Here is a 17,227-nt window from a genome sequence, read left to right on the forward strand (position 1 = left end):
GAGGCCCGTACGGGCTATTTCAAGGGCATGGGCTGGTTATTTTTTCTGCAAAGCGGGGAGAGGGCAGGAGCCCCGCCCTTGCACTATGCAGGGCGGGGAGCTTCATCAGGACGCCAACCAGATGAGGGAGGCCATCCGGCCGGTCTGGCCGTCGCGACGATAGGAGTAAAACTGCTCGCTATCGCTGAAGGTGCAGTATTCGCCGCCATAGACGGCGATAACGCCGGCACGGGCAAGGCGCAACCGCGCCAGCTGATAGATATCCGCCAACCATTTGCCGTCGTTGGCGGAAGGCACGAACGCCGCTTCTGCTTCAGCCTGCTCAGCCATAAAGGCCTCGCGCACCTCGCCACCCACTTCAAATGCTGTAGGGCCGATGGCCGGGCCCAGCCAGGCCAGGACCTCGCCCGGCTCGCAGCCCATGGCGGCGATGCTTGCCTCCAGCACGCCCTCTTTCAGTCCACGCCAGCCCGCGTGAGCGGCAGCCACTACGGTACCCGCCCGATCGCAGAACAGCACCGGCAGACAGTCGGCAGTCATCACGATGCAGGCCTGATCCGCCTCATGGGCGCAGGCGGCATCGGCATCCGGTGCTTGCTGATAATGGCTGCTGACCGGATGAACCACGGTGCCATGCACCTGATTGAGCCAGTTAAGGGGCCCCGGGATGGCGGCTGCCTGCTGCAAGCGAGCACGATTAACCTCGACTCGCACCGGTTCGTCACCCACGTGGGCACCCAGATTGAGGCCGGCAAAGACCCCTTCACTGACGCCGCCATCCCGGGTGGTCGACAACGCCCTGACACACGCCGGGGCTGGCCAGTCGGGTTCGATCCATTTCATCTGTGACTCCTTCAATTCACCGATATAAAAACGGGGCTCCTGCAAGGGAACCCCGTTTGGCATCTGTTCGGGCCGGATGACGCCAGAAACCGACGCAGCAGGCCCTATCGCATCAGTTCCAGACTAAATCATCCGGATTGGCGAGCGTATCCGCACGCAGCACTTCCATCAGCTCCACCATGTCTTGCGGTGTAGCTGAATGCCACTGCATCACTTCACCCGTGATGGGGTGAGCCAGTTGCAGCATGGTGGCATGCAGCGCCTGACGGTTGAAGTTGCGCAGTGCCTGGGTCAGCTCGGGGGTCGCGTTGCGCAGCGGGCGCAGACGACCACCATAAGCGGGATCACCCACCAGCGGATGTTTGATATGCGCCATGTGGACACGGATCTGGTGGGTACGGCCGGTCTCCAGACGCAGACGCAGACGGGTGTGGCCACGGAACTTCTCGTGAACCCGGTAGTGAGTTACGGAAGGACGACCATTGGGCACCACGGCCATATGGGTACGCTGGGTCGGGTGGCGACCGATGGGCGCATCGACGGTACCACCTGCGGTCATGTGACCGATGGCGATCGCTTCGTACTCACGGGTGATCTGGCGCGCCTGCAACGCTTCCACCAGATGGGTCTGGGCGGGTACGGTTTTGGCAACCACCATCAAGCCTGTGGTGTCTTTATCCAGACGGTGCACGATACCGGCGCGAGGTACCTCGGCAATGCCGGGGTAGCGGTGCAGCAGGGCGTTGAGGATGGTGCCATCCGGCGTACCTGCGCCCGGGTGAACCACCAGACCGGCCGGTTTGTCGATCACCAGGATGTGTTCATCTTCATAAACGATGTTGAGCTCGATATCCTGGGCATCCCAGCGAGTATCATCTTCCAGCTCGACATTCACATGCACCTGCTGCCCGGCCAGAATCTTCTCGCGCGGGGTGTTGGCAACCTGACCGTCCAGGGTCACTCTGTCCTGTAAAATCCACTCCTTGATGCGGGTGCGGGAGTAGTCTGGAAACAATTCAGCCAGGGCCTGGTCGAGTCGCTGCCCGAATTGGTGATCCTGGAATTCGCCTGTCAGTTCAATATGCTGGCTCATGTATGGTCTCTTGAGCGGGGGGTATCAATTCGAAATAATCCGGGTATTCTAGCTTTTCTTTTAGCCAAGCATAACGGATACTTTGCCAATTTCGTGGAAATGGACCGGATGTTGTTGATGGGAAAGAAGTCTCACCTGCTGATGTCGCTCGCCTTGGTCGCTACCTTGATCACAGGCTGTTCCAGCACCAAACCCAAGGTACCCGACGAACCGCCGGAGACCCTGTACCAGAAAGCACGCCTCAAACTGGACGTTGGCAATTACGTGCAAGCCACTGAATTGTTGGAGGCTTTGGACTCTCGCTACCCGTTCGGCGCCTACTCCAACCAGGTGCAGCTTGACCTCATCTATGCCTACTACAAGCAGGATGATACCGCTCAGGCGATCGCCAATATCGACCGTTTTATCCGCCTCAATCCGGCGCATAAAAATATCGATTACGTCTTCTATATGCGCGGCCTGACCAACATGGCGGCGGATTACAACTTCTTCCAGAGCCTGTTCGGTATCGGTCGTGACGACAAAGACCCGGCTTATGCCCGTCAGGCATTCCAGGATTTCAAGACCCTGTTGCAGAACTACCCCAACAGCGTCTATGCCGCCGATGCCCGTGCCCGCATGATTGGCCTGAAGAATCGTCTGGCCCGATATGACCTGAGCGTGGCCGAGTATTACGTGAAGCGTGATGCACTGGTCGCGGCCGCCAACCGGGCCAAGCTGATTGTCGAAACCTACCCCGACACAGCCGAAACCGAGAAGGCACTGGAGATCATGGTCGAGTCTTACGACGCCCTGAAGATGCCGCAGCTGGCCAAGCATGCCCGCGAAGTGCTAGCCAAGAACTACCCGGAGAACCGCCTCGGCCGTGGCTGAGTGATACGGATAAACCGGTAACAAAAAACCGATGCCTTGGCATCGGTTTTTTTTATCGCTGCAATTTAGCCACTGATATTACCAGCAGAGGCTCTGCAGACTAGGGTCAGCGTAACGGCGCCTTCCCAGCGCCGTCATCGCAGCTCTTACTTCGCGACATTACCTGCCACATTCAGGGCATCCCAGGTGCGGGAGAAGGGCGGCGCGTAGGCAAAGTCCAGCATGCCGAGCTGCTCGGTGGTCACTCCCATGGTGATGGCCACCGCCAGCGCGTCGATGCGGTGTACCGCCCCCTTGCGACCGAGGATCTGGCCGCCCAGCAGCCGCTTGCTGCCCGCCTCGTAGACCAGCTTGACGTGAATGTCGGACTGACCCGGGCAGTAGTTGGTGTGGCACTTGTCCTTGATCACCACGGTGCGATAGTCGATACCCATCGCCTTGGCTTCCTGCTCACAGAGGCCGGTACGACCCGCCTCCAGTCCCAGCACCTTGAGCGCCGCAGAACCGAGGGTACCCGGGAACTCCTGCTCGGCACCCGCCAGGTTCTCGCCTACCATGCGCCCCAGCTTGTTGGCGATGGTGGCGAGCGGTACATAGACCTGCTGCTGCTTCACGCTGTGCCAGACGCTGGCACAGTCACCGGCCGACCAGACGTTGGCCAGCGAGATGCGCCCCTGACGGTCCACCTTGATGGCGCCGTTGCCGAGCCGCTCGATGCCGGTATCGGCCAGAAACTCGGTATTGGGCTTGACCCCGGTGCAGACCACCACGATATCGGCCTCGTAGTCGCCCCGGCTGGTTCGCACGCCGGTCACCCGGCCATCCCCCAGCAGCGCTTCAACTCGCTCACCCAGATGGAGAGAGACCCCCTGCTCGCGCAGTTCGGTTTCGATGTGCTGGGTGATCTCGCCATCAAACGCATCGGGGATGACCCGATCCGCCAGCTCGATGAGACGCACCTCTTTGCCCTGATGGACCAGCGCCTCGACCACTTCCAGCCCGATAAAGCCGGAGCCGATCACCACGGCGCGGCGATTATTCTTGTCTTGCACCGCAGCTTTGAGCGCCAGCCCGTCGGCCATCCGGCGCAGACCGAATACCCCTTGCTGTTGCAAACCGGGGATGGGGGGCATCACTTCGCGGGCACCGGTGGCGATCATCAGCCGATCGTAGCGGTCGGTGAAGGTGTCGCCGTTGTGCTCCACCTGCAGGGTCTGGGCAGTTGCGTCAACGCTCAGCACCCGATGGCCAATCTTGACCTCGATCCCCTTGGCGGCGAACTGCTCGGGGGTGAACTCGGCCATGTAGCCGGGCTCCTGAAACTCGTCACCGACGAAGTAGGGCAGGCCGCAGGCACCGAAAGAGATCACCTCGGAGGCCTCATACACCACGATGTCGGCATCGACGGCCAGACGGCGCGCCTTGGCCGCCGCGCTCATACCGGCGGCTTCGCCACCGATGATCAGAATTCTCATAGTTTTTCCTCTCAATGGCGCAGGGAGGGCATGCCCTCCCTGCGGTCTATGACGGGAAAGAGTCACCCCTTTCCACAGGCAGATCAACCGACAGCAAATCAGACGGTGGACTCTTCGCCGTCCAGACTCACTTCATGATCGCTGTTGAACACATGCATGTCGGTCTCGCCCATCAGGCGGCTGGTGACCGTCCCTGCGGTGATGGAGCCTGAAACGTTGAGCGCGGTACGGCCCATGTCGATCAGCGGCTCGATGGAGATGAGCAGACCGGCCAGCGCCACCGGGAAGTCCAGTGCGGAGAGCACGATCAGCGCGGCAAAGGTGGCGCCACCGCCAATGCCGGCCACCCCGAAGGAGCTGACGGTGATGATGGCGATCAGGGTCATGATAAAGCCGGGATCCATCGGGTTGACCCCGACAGTCGGGGCAATCATCACGGCCAGCATGGCCGGATAGATACCGGCACAGCCGTTCTGGCCGATGGTGGAACCGAAGGAGGCGGCGAAGTTGGCGATCCCCTCAGGAATACCCAGCGACTTGGTCTGGGTTTGCACGTTCATCGGGATGGAGCCCGCACTGGTGCGCGAGGTGAAGGCAAACGCCAGCACCGGCGTGATCTTCTTGAGGAAGCGCAGCGGGTTGATGCCGACCATGCTCACCAGCAGCAGGTGCACGACAAACATGATGGCGATGGCACCGTAAGAAGCCATCACAAAGCTGAGCAGATTGAGAATATCCGCATAGTTGGAGCCGGAGACCACCTTGGTCATCAGCGCCAGTACGCCAAACGGGGTCAGGCGCAGCACCAGAGTCACCATCCGCATCACGATGGCATGCGCCACGGCCACGAAGTGGCTGAAGCTGGCGAAGATCTCCGGCTTCTTGCGAGCGATGCCGGTGGCAGAGAGGCCGATGAAGATGGAGAAGATCACCACGGCGATGGTGGAGGTCTTGCGCGCCCCGGTCATGTCGAGGAAGGGGTTGGCAGGAATAAACTCCAGCATCATCTTGGCAAACGACATGCTCTCGACGCTGCCGAGGGTAGTCTGCAGCGCAGCACCACGGGCGCTCTCGGCAGCCCCTGAGGTGAGCCCTTCAGCGGTCAGGCCAAACAGGTTGGACATCAGGATGCCCGCCCCGGCGGCGATGGCGGTGGTGAAGATCAACACGCCTATGGTCATGGCGCTGATCTTGCCCAGCGCGGTGCCGCCATTGAGCTTCAAGATAGCGCTGATGATGGAGACCATGATCAGCGGGATGATGATCATCTGCAGCAGCTTCACATAGCCGCTACCCACGATATCCAGATAGTCGATGGTCTGAACAATGACGGGCGAACCTGCGCCGTAAAGCAGTTGCAACGCGGCGCCGAACAGAATACCGAGCCCCAGACCGGCAAATACCCGGCGGGTGAAGCTCACATGTTTTTCCTGTAACCGGTAGAGAAAGAACAGCAAGATGGCGGCGATGGCCAGATTGCCGATAACGCTAAATGTCATGGTATGACTCCCCAAAAAGCGGGCTTGCGCCCGAGAAACAAGAGCAAGCGCCATGCTTGCCCTGGCAACCGTGTCAGACGGTCTGCGCCGTCGTGACAAGAACAAGGGGGTCTATCGCCCCCTTGTCACACATTCACTGCTTCTGCTGTTTCGCTCGCATGATGTTGATGATTTCGATGTCGGTATCCAGCATCCCCTCTTTGGAGAGGCGGCCCAGATTGGCAATGGTCTGGTCCACGTCATCGGAGACGATCCCCTCGCTCTGGGGGATATGCAGGTTGTTGATGGCCATCAGCGAGGACTTCACCGCCGCCGAGGTGGAGGTGGAGACCTTCATGGAGCAGGCGCTGCCCGCGCCGTCGCAGATGATGCCGGAGACATCGCCAATCATGTTGTTGATGCAGTGGCTGATCTGCTGATACTGGCCGCCCAGCAGCCAGGTGATGGCGGCACCGGCCCCCATGGCGGCGGTACTGGCGGCGCAGAGGGCCGACAGCTTGTTCTGATAGGTCTTGATGTAGATGGCCACCAGATGGCTCATCACCAGTGCCCGGGTCAGCTGCTCGTCACTCGCCTTGAGGAAGCGGGCGGCCGCGACCACCGGCATGGTGGCGGCAATGCCCTGATTGCCGGAACCGGAGTTGGACATGGCGGGCAGCATGGCGCCATCCATCCGTGCATCGGAGGCAGCGGAGGAGAGGCGCATCGCCAGCGTCATCAGGTCATCGGAGAGCAGCTTGCGCTCCACCTGCTCGGTGAGGATCTTGCCAATCTTCAGGCCGTAACCCTGCAACCCTTCGTCCGCCAGCGCCTGATTCATGGTGGCGGCCTCGCGGATAAAGTCGATCTCCGCCAGCGGCACTTCCAATGCAAAATCGACGATCTCCCGCAGGGTCATGGCCGGTTTGGCAGATTTGGCTGGCTGGATCTGCACGCCGTGGGCACTGGCCTGCTCCATCAGAACCTCGCCATCCTTCTCCATCAGGATGATACGGGTGTGGTCGGTGCAGATCACCACCCGGGCACTATGGTCCTCCACTTCGGCCAGAACCTCGGCGTAGAGCACGTCCGGCACATCCTTAACATCCACCTTGATCACCGGCAGCAGCGCCTTGGCCGCTTCCACCTGTTCTGGTGTGAGGGTCTTGAGCACCTCCAGCCCGGCATCGGGATTGCCCCCTGTGATGCCGACCGCAGCGGCCACCGGCAGGCCGATCATGCCGGTGCCCGGCACCCCGACCCCCATGCCGTTCTTGAACAGATTGCCACTGACCCAGACGCTGATGCGGGTCGGGGTCTCCCCCAGCAGCTTGCGGCAGTTGGCCGCCGCCAGCGCCACCGACATCGGCTCGGTACAGCCCAGGGCCGGCACCACTTCACGCTTGAGCAGGGTAATAAAGTCGGTCCATTGTGCTTTCATCGCAGTGTTTCTCATGTTCAGGGTGCCCGCAGGCAGTTATTGCTTGTTCAGATCCGCTTTGTGATTACGGATATGCAGATAAACAGTATGACGGGAGATGCCGAGCATCCGGGCAACCAGCTGGGCCGCCTCCTTGATCTCGAAGATCCCCATGTCGAAGAGCCGGGTCACTATCTCCTTGTTGCGCACCGTGCAGGAGAGCGAATCGTCCCGATCCACCTTCTCAATCACCTGGGTCACCAGATCGTCCACCGAGCTGGCAAAGGTCTCGTTGTTGAGCGGAGCCGGTGCCGTGGGCAGCGCAAAGGTATCGAGCAGGCAGCCAAGGGAGGTATCCAGACTGAAGTTCACGCAGAGCATGCCGATGGGCTTGCCCTGCCGGTTGCTGATAGTGATGGAGGAGGACTTCATCAGCGTCCCGTCGCGGGTACGGCTGAAGTAGCTGCTCCACTGGCTGCCCGCCTCCCCCTGCAAGCGGTTCAGGGCAAAGTCGGTGACCGGCGCCCCCTCCCGACGACCGGTGACATGGCCGTTGGCAATCTTGATGACCGATGCATCCAGCGTATCGAACGCATGCAACACCACCTCGCACCCCGCGCCAAACAGCGCGGCCAGCGCCTCGACCGCGGGCTCGAAACTGGCGATCAGATGACGTTCTTCATCCGTTAACGAATTGATCTGGTCAGTGGTGGCTGCTGTGGACATATATGAGTAACTTTGAGTAAACCGCAGTTGATTCTACTATCAACAAGATCAACTAATGTTGAGCGGCATCCCCTTTTTGTTCGCCATTATGCCCACCTTTTAACAAAGTGCGACAAATTGTGAAGCGGCGCACAGCAGGGCGGCAACTCAGAGGTGATAGCGAGCCAGCAACTGCTTGTAGGCGGGGGTCTGTTTGAACGCCTTGAGGGCAGAGGAGAAGCGGATAGCCAGCTGGTCGTGGCCGGGCTTGTGGGTAAACGCGAGGAAGTTGCGGTTGTCGTCGGTCAGCAGACGCGAGCCGTGGCTCACCTGATCCTGCAACCCCTGGGTATGCAGCAAATAGCGACCGACCCGCTCGTTGAGCACCACCCCGTCCAGCCGACCGGCCATCATCAGATGCAGCTGTTTGATGGCATTCCCCTCCCCCGTCATCGGCATCCGGATCACCCCGGGATCGGTCAGAAAATCGGGACTGTAGGCATAATCTTCCTGAATACCTATCCGCAGATCCTTGAGGTCGGAGAGCTGCTTGAAATCCACCGGACGAACCGTCGGATAGAAGAGCACTTCGCCGCTGTAAGAGAGCGGCTCTTCGGGGTAGTGAAGCCAGTGCTGGCGGGAAGGTTCAAAGAAGACGTCGACTACCGCATCCCCTTGCTTGAGACGGGCCTGCTGCAGAACCCGCTTCCAGGGGAGCACCCTGATTTCAGTGCGATAACCCATCTGGCGCAACACGGTACAGGCCAGATCGAGATCGGCGCCGGCCAGCTCGCCATTGTCACCACGCATCACATAAGGGGGCCACAGCTCGGTCAGCAGCGTCAGAGTCGGCGGCTCGTCTGCCGCCACGGCCGAACCAGCACCAAACAGGGAGGCCAGCAGCCAGCCGTACAACCCGATCCTTCGCCATCCCTGACACCACATCATGGAGATCCCTCATGGTCCGTATGGATTGAGGATATACAAGGGATGAGCAATAAAAAAGGAGGCCGAAGCCTCCTTGATATGTGGTCCCTGACGGGCACTTACAGTGCCTTGAGGATCGCCTCGACACTGGCCTTGGCATCGCCAAACAGCATCTGGGTATTCTCTTTGAAGAACAGCGGGTTCTGGACACCGGCGTAGCCAGTGTTCATGGAGCGCTTGAAGCCGATGACGTTCTGCGCTTTCCACACTTCCAGTACCGGCATACCGGCGATCGGGCTGCCCGGATCCTCCATCGCAGCCGGGTTGACGGTGTCGTTGGCACCGATCACCAGCACGGTATCAGTATCGGCGAAGTCGTCGTTGATCTCGTCCATTTCCAGCACGATGTCATACGGGACTTTCGCCTCCGCCAGCAGCACGTTCATGTGGCCAGGCAGACGACCGGCAACCGGGTGGATACCGAAGCGCACCTTGACGCCGCGATCACGCAGCTTCTGGGTGATTTCAGCCACCGGATACTGGGCCTGCGCCACCGCCATGCCGTAGCCCGGGGTGATGATGACGGAGCTGGAGTTCTTCAGCAGGTCAGCCACTTCCTCGGCACTGGTTTCGCGGTATTCGCCCATCTCCTGATCAGCCGTGGAGGCCACGCCATCGGAGCCGAAGCCACCGGCGATCACGGAGATGAAGGAGCGGTTCATCGCCTTGCACATGATGTAAGAGAGGATGGCACCGGAGGAACCCACCAGCGCACCGGTGACGATCAGCAGGTCATTGGAGAGCATGAAGCCCGCCGCCGCTGCCGCCCAACCGGAGTAGGAGTTCAGCATGGAGACCACGACCGGCATGTCGGCACCGCCGATGGAGGCAACCAGATGCCAGCCAAAGGCGAAGGCGATCAGGGTCATCACCAGCAGAGCGAAGGTAGAGCCGCCCGCATTGACGAAGTAGACCATCAGGGCCAGAGAGGCGACCACTGCCAGCAGGTTCAGCTTGTGGCGGTGCGGCAGCATCAGCGGCTTGGAGGAGATGAGACCACGCAGCTTGCCGAACGCCACCACGGAACCGGTGAAGGTCACCGCACCGATGAAGACGCCGAGGAAGATCTCGACCAGGTGGATGTTCAGCATGGCGCCGGTCAGGTGCTCGACCTGGGCTACGCTGGCTGCCTGCTCGAACGCCGCACGGGCGGCTGCCAGAGTGGCATCCAGGTTGGAACCGACGGAGACAACCACTTCAGCCGGTGCGGAGGGGTGCAGATCGATGAAGCTGTTGAAGCCCACCAGCACTGCCGCCATACCCACGAAGCTGTGCAGCACGGCCACCAGCTCGGGCATCTCGGTCATCTCGACCTTGAGCGCCAGACGCACGCCGATGGCACCGCCGATCACCATGGCCAGAATGATCCAGTGAACGCCACTGGTCTCCGGGTTGAACACGGTCGCGATCAGGGCGATGGCCATACCCGCGATACCGAACAGGTTGCCATGTTTAGCCGTCTCTTGCTTCGACAGTCCCGCGAGACTGAGGATGAAGAGCACGGCGGCAACGATATAGGATGCTGTTACCAGTCCTTGAGACACGTTAAACCCCCTTAATCCTTACGGAACATCTTCAGCATGCGCTGAGTGACGGTGAAGCCGCCGAAGATGTTGATACTGGCAATCAGCACGGCGATGAAGGCCAATGCGGTGACCAGAGTCGACCCTTGCCCGATCTGCAGCAGGGCACCGACCACGATAATGCCGGAGATGGCATTGGTGACCGACATCAGCGGCGTGTGCAGGGCGTGAGAGACGTTCCACACCACGTAGTAACCGACCACACAGGCCAGGATGAATACGGTGAAGTGGGAGAGGAAGGCTGCCGGGGCAACGGAGGCGATCCAGCCGAAGGCGGCGATACCGATGGCACCGAACACGAACTTCTTGTTGGAGGGCTTGGCCTCTTCTTTCTTGGCGGCCGGTTTGGCGGCGGCCGGTTTCTGCGGGGCGGCAGAGACGGAGATGGCGGGCGGCGGGAAGGTCACTTCACCGGCCTGGATCACCGTCATGTTGCGCTGAACCACGTCTTCGAAGTCGATGGCAACGTTGCCGTCCTTCTCCTTGCACATCAGCTTCATCAGGTTGACCAGGTTGGTACCGTAGAGCTGGGAGGATTGGGCAGGCAGACGACCCGGCAGATCGGTGTAACCAATCACCTTGACGCCGTTGGCGGTGACATGCAGTTCGCCCGGCACTGTGTATTCGCAGTTGCCGCCAGCCTGGGCAGCCATGTCCACGATCACCGAGCCCGGCTTCATGCTGTCCACCATCTCTTTGGTGATCAGTTTGGGTGCCGGCTTGCCCGGGATCAGGGCGGTAGTGATGATGATGTCCACTTCCTTGGCTTGCTGGGCAAACAGCGCCATCTCGGCCGCGATGAACTCCTCGCTCATCACCTTGGCGTAACCGTCGGAGGAGGAACCATCCTCGCCACCGAAGTCCAGCTTGAGGAACTCGCCACCCATGGACTCGATCTGCTCGGCCACTTCCAGACGGGTATCGAACGCACGCACGATGGCACCGAGGGAACCGGCAGTACCGATGGCAGCCAGACCGGCCACACCGGCACCGATCACCAGTACCTTGGCAGGCGGCACTTTACCGGCTGCGGTGATTTGACCGGTGAAGAAGCGACCGAACTGGTGCGCAGCTTCAACCACGGCACGATAGCCACCGATGTTGGCCATGGAGGAGAGGGCATCGAGGGACTGGGCACGGGAGATCCGCGGCACCATATCCATCGCCATCACATTGATGTTGCGCTCGGACAGCTTCTTGACCAGCTCAGGGTTCTGGGCAGGCCAGATGAAGCTCACCAGAGTGGCGCCATCTTTAATTTGTGCGATCTCGGCATCGGTCGGCGCATTGACCTTGAAGATAAGGTCGGCTTGCCAGACATTCGGCACCACGCTGGCACCGGCAGCCTCGAAGGCGGCATCATCGAAGCTGGCCGACAGGCCTGCGCCGGTCTCGATGGCGACCTCGAAGCCGAGCTTTTTCAGCTGCTCGACGGTAGCCGGGGTCGCTGCGACCCGGGTCTCACCGGCGAGACTCTCTCTCGGTATTCCAATCTGCATGACTATTCCCTGATGGTTAATAAACAATCGCTGCCCAGTGTCTCACTTCTGACGAAACAAGACATGACCAAAGTGCAGGTCCAGGGCTCTTTGTTATGAAAATCAGTAGGCTTTACCTCAACCTCCTGTCATGGTCAGGCCCCCGCTTTTCAGGCGCGAAGGTGATTAGTATCAAATTTTGGAGTTTTATTACAACCGCAGTCCCGACGGCACTCGTACAGAATTCAGCCCATCCCTGGCTACGATTAAAAAAAACAAACCAAATTAGAGGCTTATACCAGTAAAAACGGCTGAAAAAAGTGATCCAACCAGTCAAAAAAAATGTTTTACCGGCCCTCTATCTTAGCGTTTTTTGTTCTTACGAAATCCGCTTTCGTCTCACTTCTCGCAGCGAAACGCCGAAAAGTAACATTTTCCCAACAAAAGCGGGGCCGCTCAGCCGCCAGATGGCGGGAGAGGGCCCCGGCAATTCAATCGTTTCGCCCGTTTGGCACCGATTGGCGGCCCTTACCAGGCCGCTTCATAAATATGCTGGCTCTGCACCAGATCGATATCGCCGTGCTCGCCCAGACGGGCCATACCGTGCTCACCCAGCTTGCCGATCAGGGTGTCGATACCCAGATCTTTCAGACCGTAGTCGCGCAGTCGGGTCTTGACCCCCATCCGCTCGAAGAAGTCGCGGGTCGCGGCGATGGCATCGTCGATGCGCTCCGCTTCGCTGCCGCTGTTCAGACCCCACACCCGCTCTGCGTATTGCAGCAGCTTGGCATGTTTCTGTTTGCGCTTGGCCTGCAGCAGGGCAGGCAGCACCACCGCCAGAGTCTGGGCGTGGTCGAGGCCATGCAGGGCGGTCAGTTCGTGACCCAACATGTGAGTGGCCCAATCCTGCGGCACACCGGCACCGATCAAACCGTTCAGCGCCATGGTGGCACTCCACATGATGTTGGCGCGCACCTCATAGTTGTGCGGTTCGGCCAGCGCCTTGGGGCCCTCTTCGATCAGGGTCAGCAGCAAGCCTTCAGCGAAGCGATCCTGCACCTTGGCATTGACCGGATAGGTGAGGTACTGCTCCACGATGTGGACGAAAGCATCCACTACCCCGTTCGCCACCTGACGCTCGGGCAGGGTGTAGGTGAGCACCGGATCCAGCACGGCGAAGCGCGGCATCACGAACGGCGAGAAGAAGTGCACCTTGTCGCCACTGCTGCGACGGGTGATGACGGCGCCCATGTTCATTTCGGAACCGGTCGCCGGCAGGGTCAGCACTGAGCCGAGCGGGATGGCGGAACGCACTTCGCTGCCGACGGTCTCGAGAATGTGCCAGGGATCTTTGGCCAGATCGTAGTGCGCGGCAGCGGCGATAAACTTGGTGCCATCGAGCACGGAACCACCGCCAACGGCGAGCAGGAAGTCGACCCGCTCGGCACGGGCCAGCTCCACGGCGCCCATCAGGGTCTCGTAGGCCGGGTTCGGTTCGATGCCGCCAAATTCAAACAGGGTCATGCTGGCCAGCTCGTTGCGAATCTGCTCCAGCAAGCCGCTGCGTACCACGCTGCCGCCGCCATAGGTGATCATGACGCGGGCATCGCTCGGGAGCTGCTCGCGCAACTGGGCGATCTGCCCTTGGCCGAACAGGATTTTGGTCGGGGTATGGAGAGTAAAGTTGTTCATCGACATTGCCTTCTTCTGATAGTCAGGGCGGCCAGGCCGCGAAATCGTGATTGCATTTTTCTCCAGAACCACCCTACCATCAAGACAACATCCTGCTTGATTCTTGCCTATTTCTACAAAGCAGCGAAAACAGGAACTGTCGAATCAAAGAGCGCCCATGCAAAACCGTTACAGCGACCTCGCAACCAGATTGACCCGCCACGTCACCGCCCCCGGCATCACCCCATCACCGGTGAAACAGGTCAACCTCATCTATACCACCGAGCACCATGGCCGCACCCCGGTGCTCTACCAACCGCGGATGATCGTTATCCTGCAGGGACACAAGGTGGGTTATCTGGCGGATCAGGTGTTTCGCTACGACCCCAACCACTATCTGCTGATGACCCTGCCGCTGCCCTGCGAGTGCGAGTGCTTCGCCTCCCCCGAGCAGCCGCTTATCGGGTTTACCATCGAGATCGATCTGGTAACCCTGCAAGAGCTGCTGCTGGAGCTGGGCGATGCCCTGCCCGCCCCCGCGCCGCAAAAGAGCGGCGTCCACTCGGTCCCCCTGTCCGAAACCATGTTTTGCGCTGCCGAGCGACTGATCGAGCTGATGGACAACCCGCTGCACGCCAGGGTGCTGGGACCGCAGACGGTGCGGGAGATGCTGTTCCACGCCCTCACCGAGGGGGGCGGCCCGGCGCTGCAGGCGCTCGCCAATCGCCACAACCATGTGGGCCAGATCGCCCGGGTGCTGCGTATGATAGAGTCCCGTTATGCCGACAACCTCACCATGGAGGAGCTGGCGCGGGAGGTGAACATGAGCGTCTCCGCCTTTCACCACCACTTCAAGGCGGTCACTGCCACCTCGCCGCTGCAGTACATCAAGTCGTTTCGCCTCCACAAGGCGCGGATGATGATGCTGCACGATGGCATCAAGGCGGGCACCGCGGCGGCCAGAGTCGGTTACGAGAGCAACTCCCAGTTCAGTCGGGAGTACAAGCGCTTCTTCGGCAGCACGCCGACGGATCAGGCCTCCCGCTTTCGGGATGGCCAGCTGCGCATCATCGAGGGATAACAAGAGAGGGATTACTTATGCGTTCACTGCTTTGCCTGTTCACCGCTTTGCTGCTGACGGCCTGTACCGGGATTGCCGATGGCATCCGCCCCGTCACCGGCTTCCAGCTCGATCGTTATCTTGGCACCTGGTATGAGATTGCCCGCCTCGACCACGGTTTCGAACGCGGGCTGGAGCAGGTGAGCGCCACCTACAGCCTGCGGGACGATGGCGGCGTCAAGGTGCTCAACCGCGGCAAGCAGAGCGATGGCAGCTGGCGCGAAGCCGAAGGCAAGGCCTACTTCGTCGGCAACCCGGACGAGGCGCGGCTCAAGGTGAGTTTCTTCGGCCCCTTCTACGGCGGCTACAACGTCATCGACCTCGACCCCGATTACCAGCTCTCGCTGGTGACCAGCTACAACCACGACTACCTCTGGATACTCTCCCGCTCACCCAACCCGCCCAAGACGAAGGTGGATGCGCTGGTCGCCAAAGCGAAGTCGCTGGGCTTTGCCACCGACCAGCTGATTTGGGTCAAGCAGACCCCTTAAGCCAGCCGTAAAATAACAAAGGGCAGCCCGCGGGCTGCCCTTTCGGTTGCTGGCGTGGCGGGATGATCAGAGCCGGAAGCGACCGATCTCCTGCTCCAGCCGCTCGGTCAGCGACTTGAGCTCGGCCGCCTGCGCCGCCTCGTTGCCCGCCTGCTCGGCCAGCTCTTGCGAGACGTGGCGGATATTCTCGGTATTGCGGCTGATCTCGCCGGTCACCGAGGTCTGCTCTTCGGCAGCCGCCGCGATCTGGGTCGCCATGTCGCTGATGGAGCCGATCGCCTCGTTGATCCGGGCAAGGCTCTGGTTGGCGGCTTCCGCATCCTCCACGCTGGTACCCGCCAGCTGACGGCTGGTCTCCATACCACCCACGGCGCGACGAGTGGTCTGCTGCAGGGTCTCGATCATCTGCTGGATCTCGTCGGTGGAGTCGTGGGTACGGCGCGACAGCACCCGCACCTCGTCCGCCACTACCGCGAAGCCTCGGCCCTGCTCACCGGCCCGGGCCGCCTCGATGGCCGCGTTGAGCGCTAGCAGGTTGGTCTGCTCGGCGATGCCGCTGATGGTCGCCAGAATGCCGCTGATCTTCTGGGCATGGCTGTCGAGCTCATTGATGATCTGGCTGGCATCGGCCACTTCGTCCGCCAGACCGGTAATGCTGCGCTGACTCTGGCCGACCTGGGATTGACCGGCGACCGCCAGTGCGACCGCATCGGTGGCGGTGGTGGCGGCAAACTCGGCGTTACCGGCGATCTCCTGAGTAGCGGAAGCCATCTCGGTCACCGCGGTCGCCACCATCACGATCTCGTCCTGCTGCTGGCGCACCCGCTGGCTGCGAGCCTGCGCCCCGGCCGCCTGAGTGCGGGACTGGGCCGCCAGCTCGACGGTCACATCCCGCAACCGGCTGACGATACCGTGCAGCCGCGCCACGAACTGGTTGAAGTTCTGTGCCAGCTGGCCCACCTCATCCTTGCTGTGGGTGTTGATGTGAACGGTGAGATCCCCCTCGCCGTGGGCGATGTCGTGCAGGGCGTGCGCGACCCGACCGAGATCGGCGAACAGGTATTTGAAGGTGGCGGTGAGCAGGGCACTGAATACCAGCATCAGCAACAGGGTCAGCCCCACCAGCTCCCACAGCAGGCTGCTGAGCGGCGCCTCCAGCACATCGCGATACATCACCATGGCCAGCAGCCAATCGGTGCCCGGTACCGGTTGTACCGCCAGCAGCACATCCCGTCCATCGAGGGTGGCGGCGTGCAGCTCGCTGTTTTCGCGGCCCCACTGCTGGAAGGTGGCGGCAGAGAGTCCCGGCGCCAGCTCGGCGATGGGCTTGAGCGCCAAATCCTTCTGCGGATGGCCGACGATGAGGCCGCTGCTGTCGAGCAGCATGGCGTAGCCCTCACCCTGCACCTTCATCGCCAACACTTCGTCGATCAGCTTGTCGAGCGCCAGGTTGGCCCCCACGGCACCGACCAGCTCCCCCTGATGACGCACCGGCTCGGAGAGGGTGACCACCAGCTTCTGCATGGTGACGCTGACATAGGGGGCAGTGACGATCAGCTGCCCCGCCTTCACCGCATCCTGATACCAGGGGCGCTCGCGCGGGTCATAGTTGCCGGTGTTGAGGGAGGGATCCTGCCGGGTCATCACCCCCTGCGCGGAGCCAAAATAGGTGAGTCCGAAGCCGCCGGAGGTATAGGCCTGCTTCAGGTGCGGCACCAGCTCGGCTTGGGGGTTATCGCTGATCAGATTGACCAGCGCATGGACGGTGTTCTTGCGATCCGTCATCCATTCGCCGATGGCGACCGAGTAGGCGTGGCCATAGTTGACCGCCTCGCTCTGGATGGCGCTCATGGTGCGGGATTTTAGGGTGTGAAAGGCAACGATGCCGAGCAGTGATGCCATCAGCAGCACTACGCCAAGACTGGTGGCCAGCAGCTTGCCGCGCAGAGAGAGGGTCATGACGACGAATCCTTGTTGTTGTGTCAGGCAGGGAAAACCCTGATGTATCAA

At 60.9% G+C, this 17,227-nt stretch carries 14 protein-coding genes; 3 read left to right on the plus strand and 11 right to left on the minus strand.

Going from position 1 to position 17,227, the window contains the following annotated elements; all coding sequences use genetic code 11:
• Positions 1–105: 105 nt before the first annotated feature.
• Entirely contained in the window at positions 106–843 is a 738-nt protein-coding gene (gene pgeF, locus ACTG1P_RS11995) for a peptidoglycan editing factor PgeF (protein WP_440001369.1), read from the minus strand.
• A 112-nt stretch (positions 844–955) separates the two neighbouring features.
• Positions 956–1,936, minus strand: a complete 981-nt coding sequence (rluD, locus tag ACTG1P_RS12000) for a 23S rRNA pseudouridine(1911/1915/1917) synthase RluD (RefSeq protein ID WP_005339771.1) — start codon at positions 1,934–1,936, stop codon at positions 956–958.
• Between the two features lie 117 nt (positions 1,937–2,053).
• On the opposite strand from rluD, the gene ACTG1P_RS12005 reads away from it, so the two are divergent.
• Positions 2,054–2,809 carry an outer membrane protein assembly factor BamD gene (locus ACTG1P_RS12005; RefSeq protein ID WP_005339769.1) on the plus strand — a complete coding sequence of 252 codons (756 nt, stop codon included), beginning with the start codon at positions 2,054–2,056 and terminating at the stop codon, positions 2,807–2,809.
• Between the two features lie 146 nt (positions 2,810–2,955).
• Here the strand turns inward: ACTG1P_RS12005 and ACTG1P_RS12010 are convergent, their stop codons facing one another.
• The 8 genes from ACTG1P_RS12010 to yqhD form a co-directional block, all read right to left on the minus strand.
• Positions 2,956–4,284, minus strand: a complete 1,329-nt coding sequence (locus tag ACTG1P_RS12010) for a CoA-disulfide reductase (protein ID WP_440001370.1) — start codon at positions 4,282–4,284, stop codon at positions 2,956–2,958.
• A gap of 98 nt (positions 4,285–4,382) precedes the next feature.
• The gene (locus ACTG1P_RS12015; RefSeq protein WP_005341918.1) at positions 4,383–5,783 is read right to left on the minus strand and encodes an L-cystine transporter; all 1,401 of its coding nucleotides are present in this window, start codon (positions 5,781–5,783) and stop codon (positions 4,383–4,385) included.
• Between the two features lie 133 nt (positions 5,784–5,916).
• Positions 5,917–7,218 carry an L-cysteine desulfidase family protein gene (locus ACTG1P_RS12020; RefSeq protein ID WP_440001371.1) on the minus strand — a complete coding sequence of 434 codons (1,302 nt, stop codon included), beginning with the start codon at positions 7,216–7,218 and terminating at the stop codon, positions 5,917–5,919.
• A 21-nt stretch (positions 7,219–7,239) separates the two neighbouring features.
• Positions 7,240–7,908: a helix-turn-helix transcriptional regulator gene (locus ACTG1P_RS12025; RefSeq protein ID WP_158113519.1), complete on the minus strand. Its 669-nt coding sequence runs from the start codon at positions 7,906–7,908 to the stop codon at positions 7,240–7,242.
• A 147-nt stretch (positions 7,909–8,055) separates the two neighbouring features.
• Positions 8,056–8,835, minus strand: a complete 780-nt coding sequence (locus tag ACTG1P_RS12030) for a substrate-binding periplasmic protein (RefSeq protein WP_440001372.1) — start codon at positions 8,833–8,835, stop codon at positions 8,056–8,058.
• A gap of 98 nt (positions 8,836–8,933) precedes the next feature.
• A complete protein-coding gene (gene pntB / locus ACTG1P_RS12035) occupies positions 8,934–10,418 on the minus strand; it encodes a Re/Si-specific NAD(P)(+) transhydrogenase subunit beta (RefSeq protein ID WP_185228107.1) in 1,485 nt (494 codons plus the stop codon).
• 11 nt (positions 10,419–10,429) lie between these two features.
• Positions 10,430–11,956, minus strand: a complete 1,527-nt coding sequence (gene pntA, locus ACTG1P_RS12040; RefSeq protein ID WP_440001373.1) for a Re/Si-specific NAD(P)(+) transhydrogenase subunit alpha — start codon at positions 11,954–11,956, stop codon at positions 10,430–10,432.
• Positions 11,957–12,463: 507 nt separating this feature from the next.
• Positions 12,464–13,627, minus strand: a complete 1,164-nt coding sequence (yqhD, locus tag ACTG1P_RS12045) for an alcohol dehydrogenase (protein ID WP_440001374.1) — start codon at positions 13,625–13,627, stop codon at positions 12,464–12,466.
• A 157-nt stretch (positions 13,628–13,784) separates the two neighbouring features.
• On the opposite strand from yqhD, the gene ACTG1P_RS12050 reads away from it, so the two are divergent.
• Together ACTG1P_RS12050 and ACTG1P_RS12055 are read left to right on the plus strand one after the other, a co-directional pair.
• The gene (locus ACTG1P_RS12050) at positions 13,785–14,687 is read left to right on the plus strand and encodes an AraC family transcriptional regulator (RefSeq protein WP_005339751.1); all 903 of its coding nucleotides are present in this window, start codon (positions 13,785–13,787) and stop codon (positions 14,685–14,687) included.
• A gap of 17 nt (positions 14,688–14,704) precedes the next feature.
• A complete protein-coding gene (locus tag ACTG1P_RS12055; protein WP_440001375.1) occupies positions 14,705–15,217 on the plus strand; it encodes a lipocalin family protein in 513 nt (170 codons plus the stop codon).
• A 66-nt stretch (positions 15,218–15,283) separates the two neighbouring features.
• On the opposite strand, the gene ACTG1P_RS12060 is transcribed toward ACTG1P_RS12055, so the two are convergent.
• Positions 15,284–17,176 carry a methyl-accepting chemotaxis protein gene (locus tag ACTG1P_RS12060; protein ID WP_440001376.1) on the minus strand — a complete coding sequence of 631 codons (1,893 nt, stop codon included), beginning with the start codon at positions 17,174–17,176 and terminating at the stop codon, positions 15,284–15,286.
• Between the last annotated feature and the right edge of the window lie 51 nt (positions 17,177–17,227).

This window comes from Aeromonas sp. 11P (assembly GCF_051920165.1).
GTDB lineage: Bacteria > Pseudomonadota > Gammaproteobacteria > Enterobacterales > Aeromonadaceae > Aeromonas > Aeromonas veronii.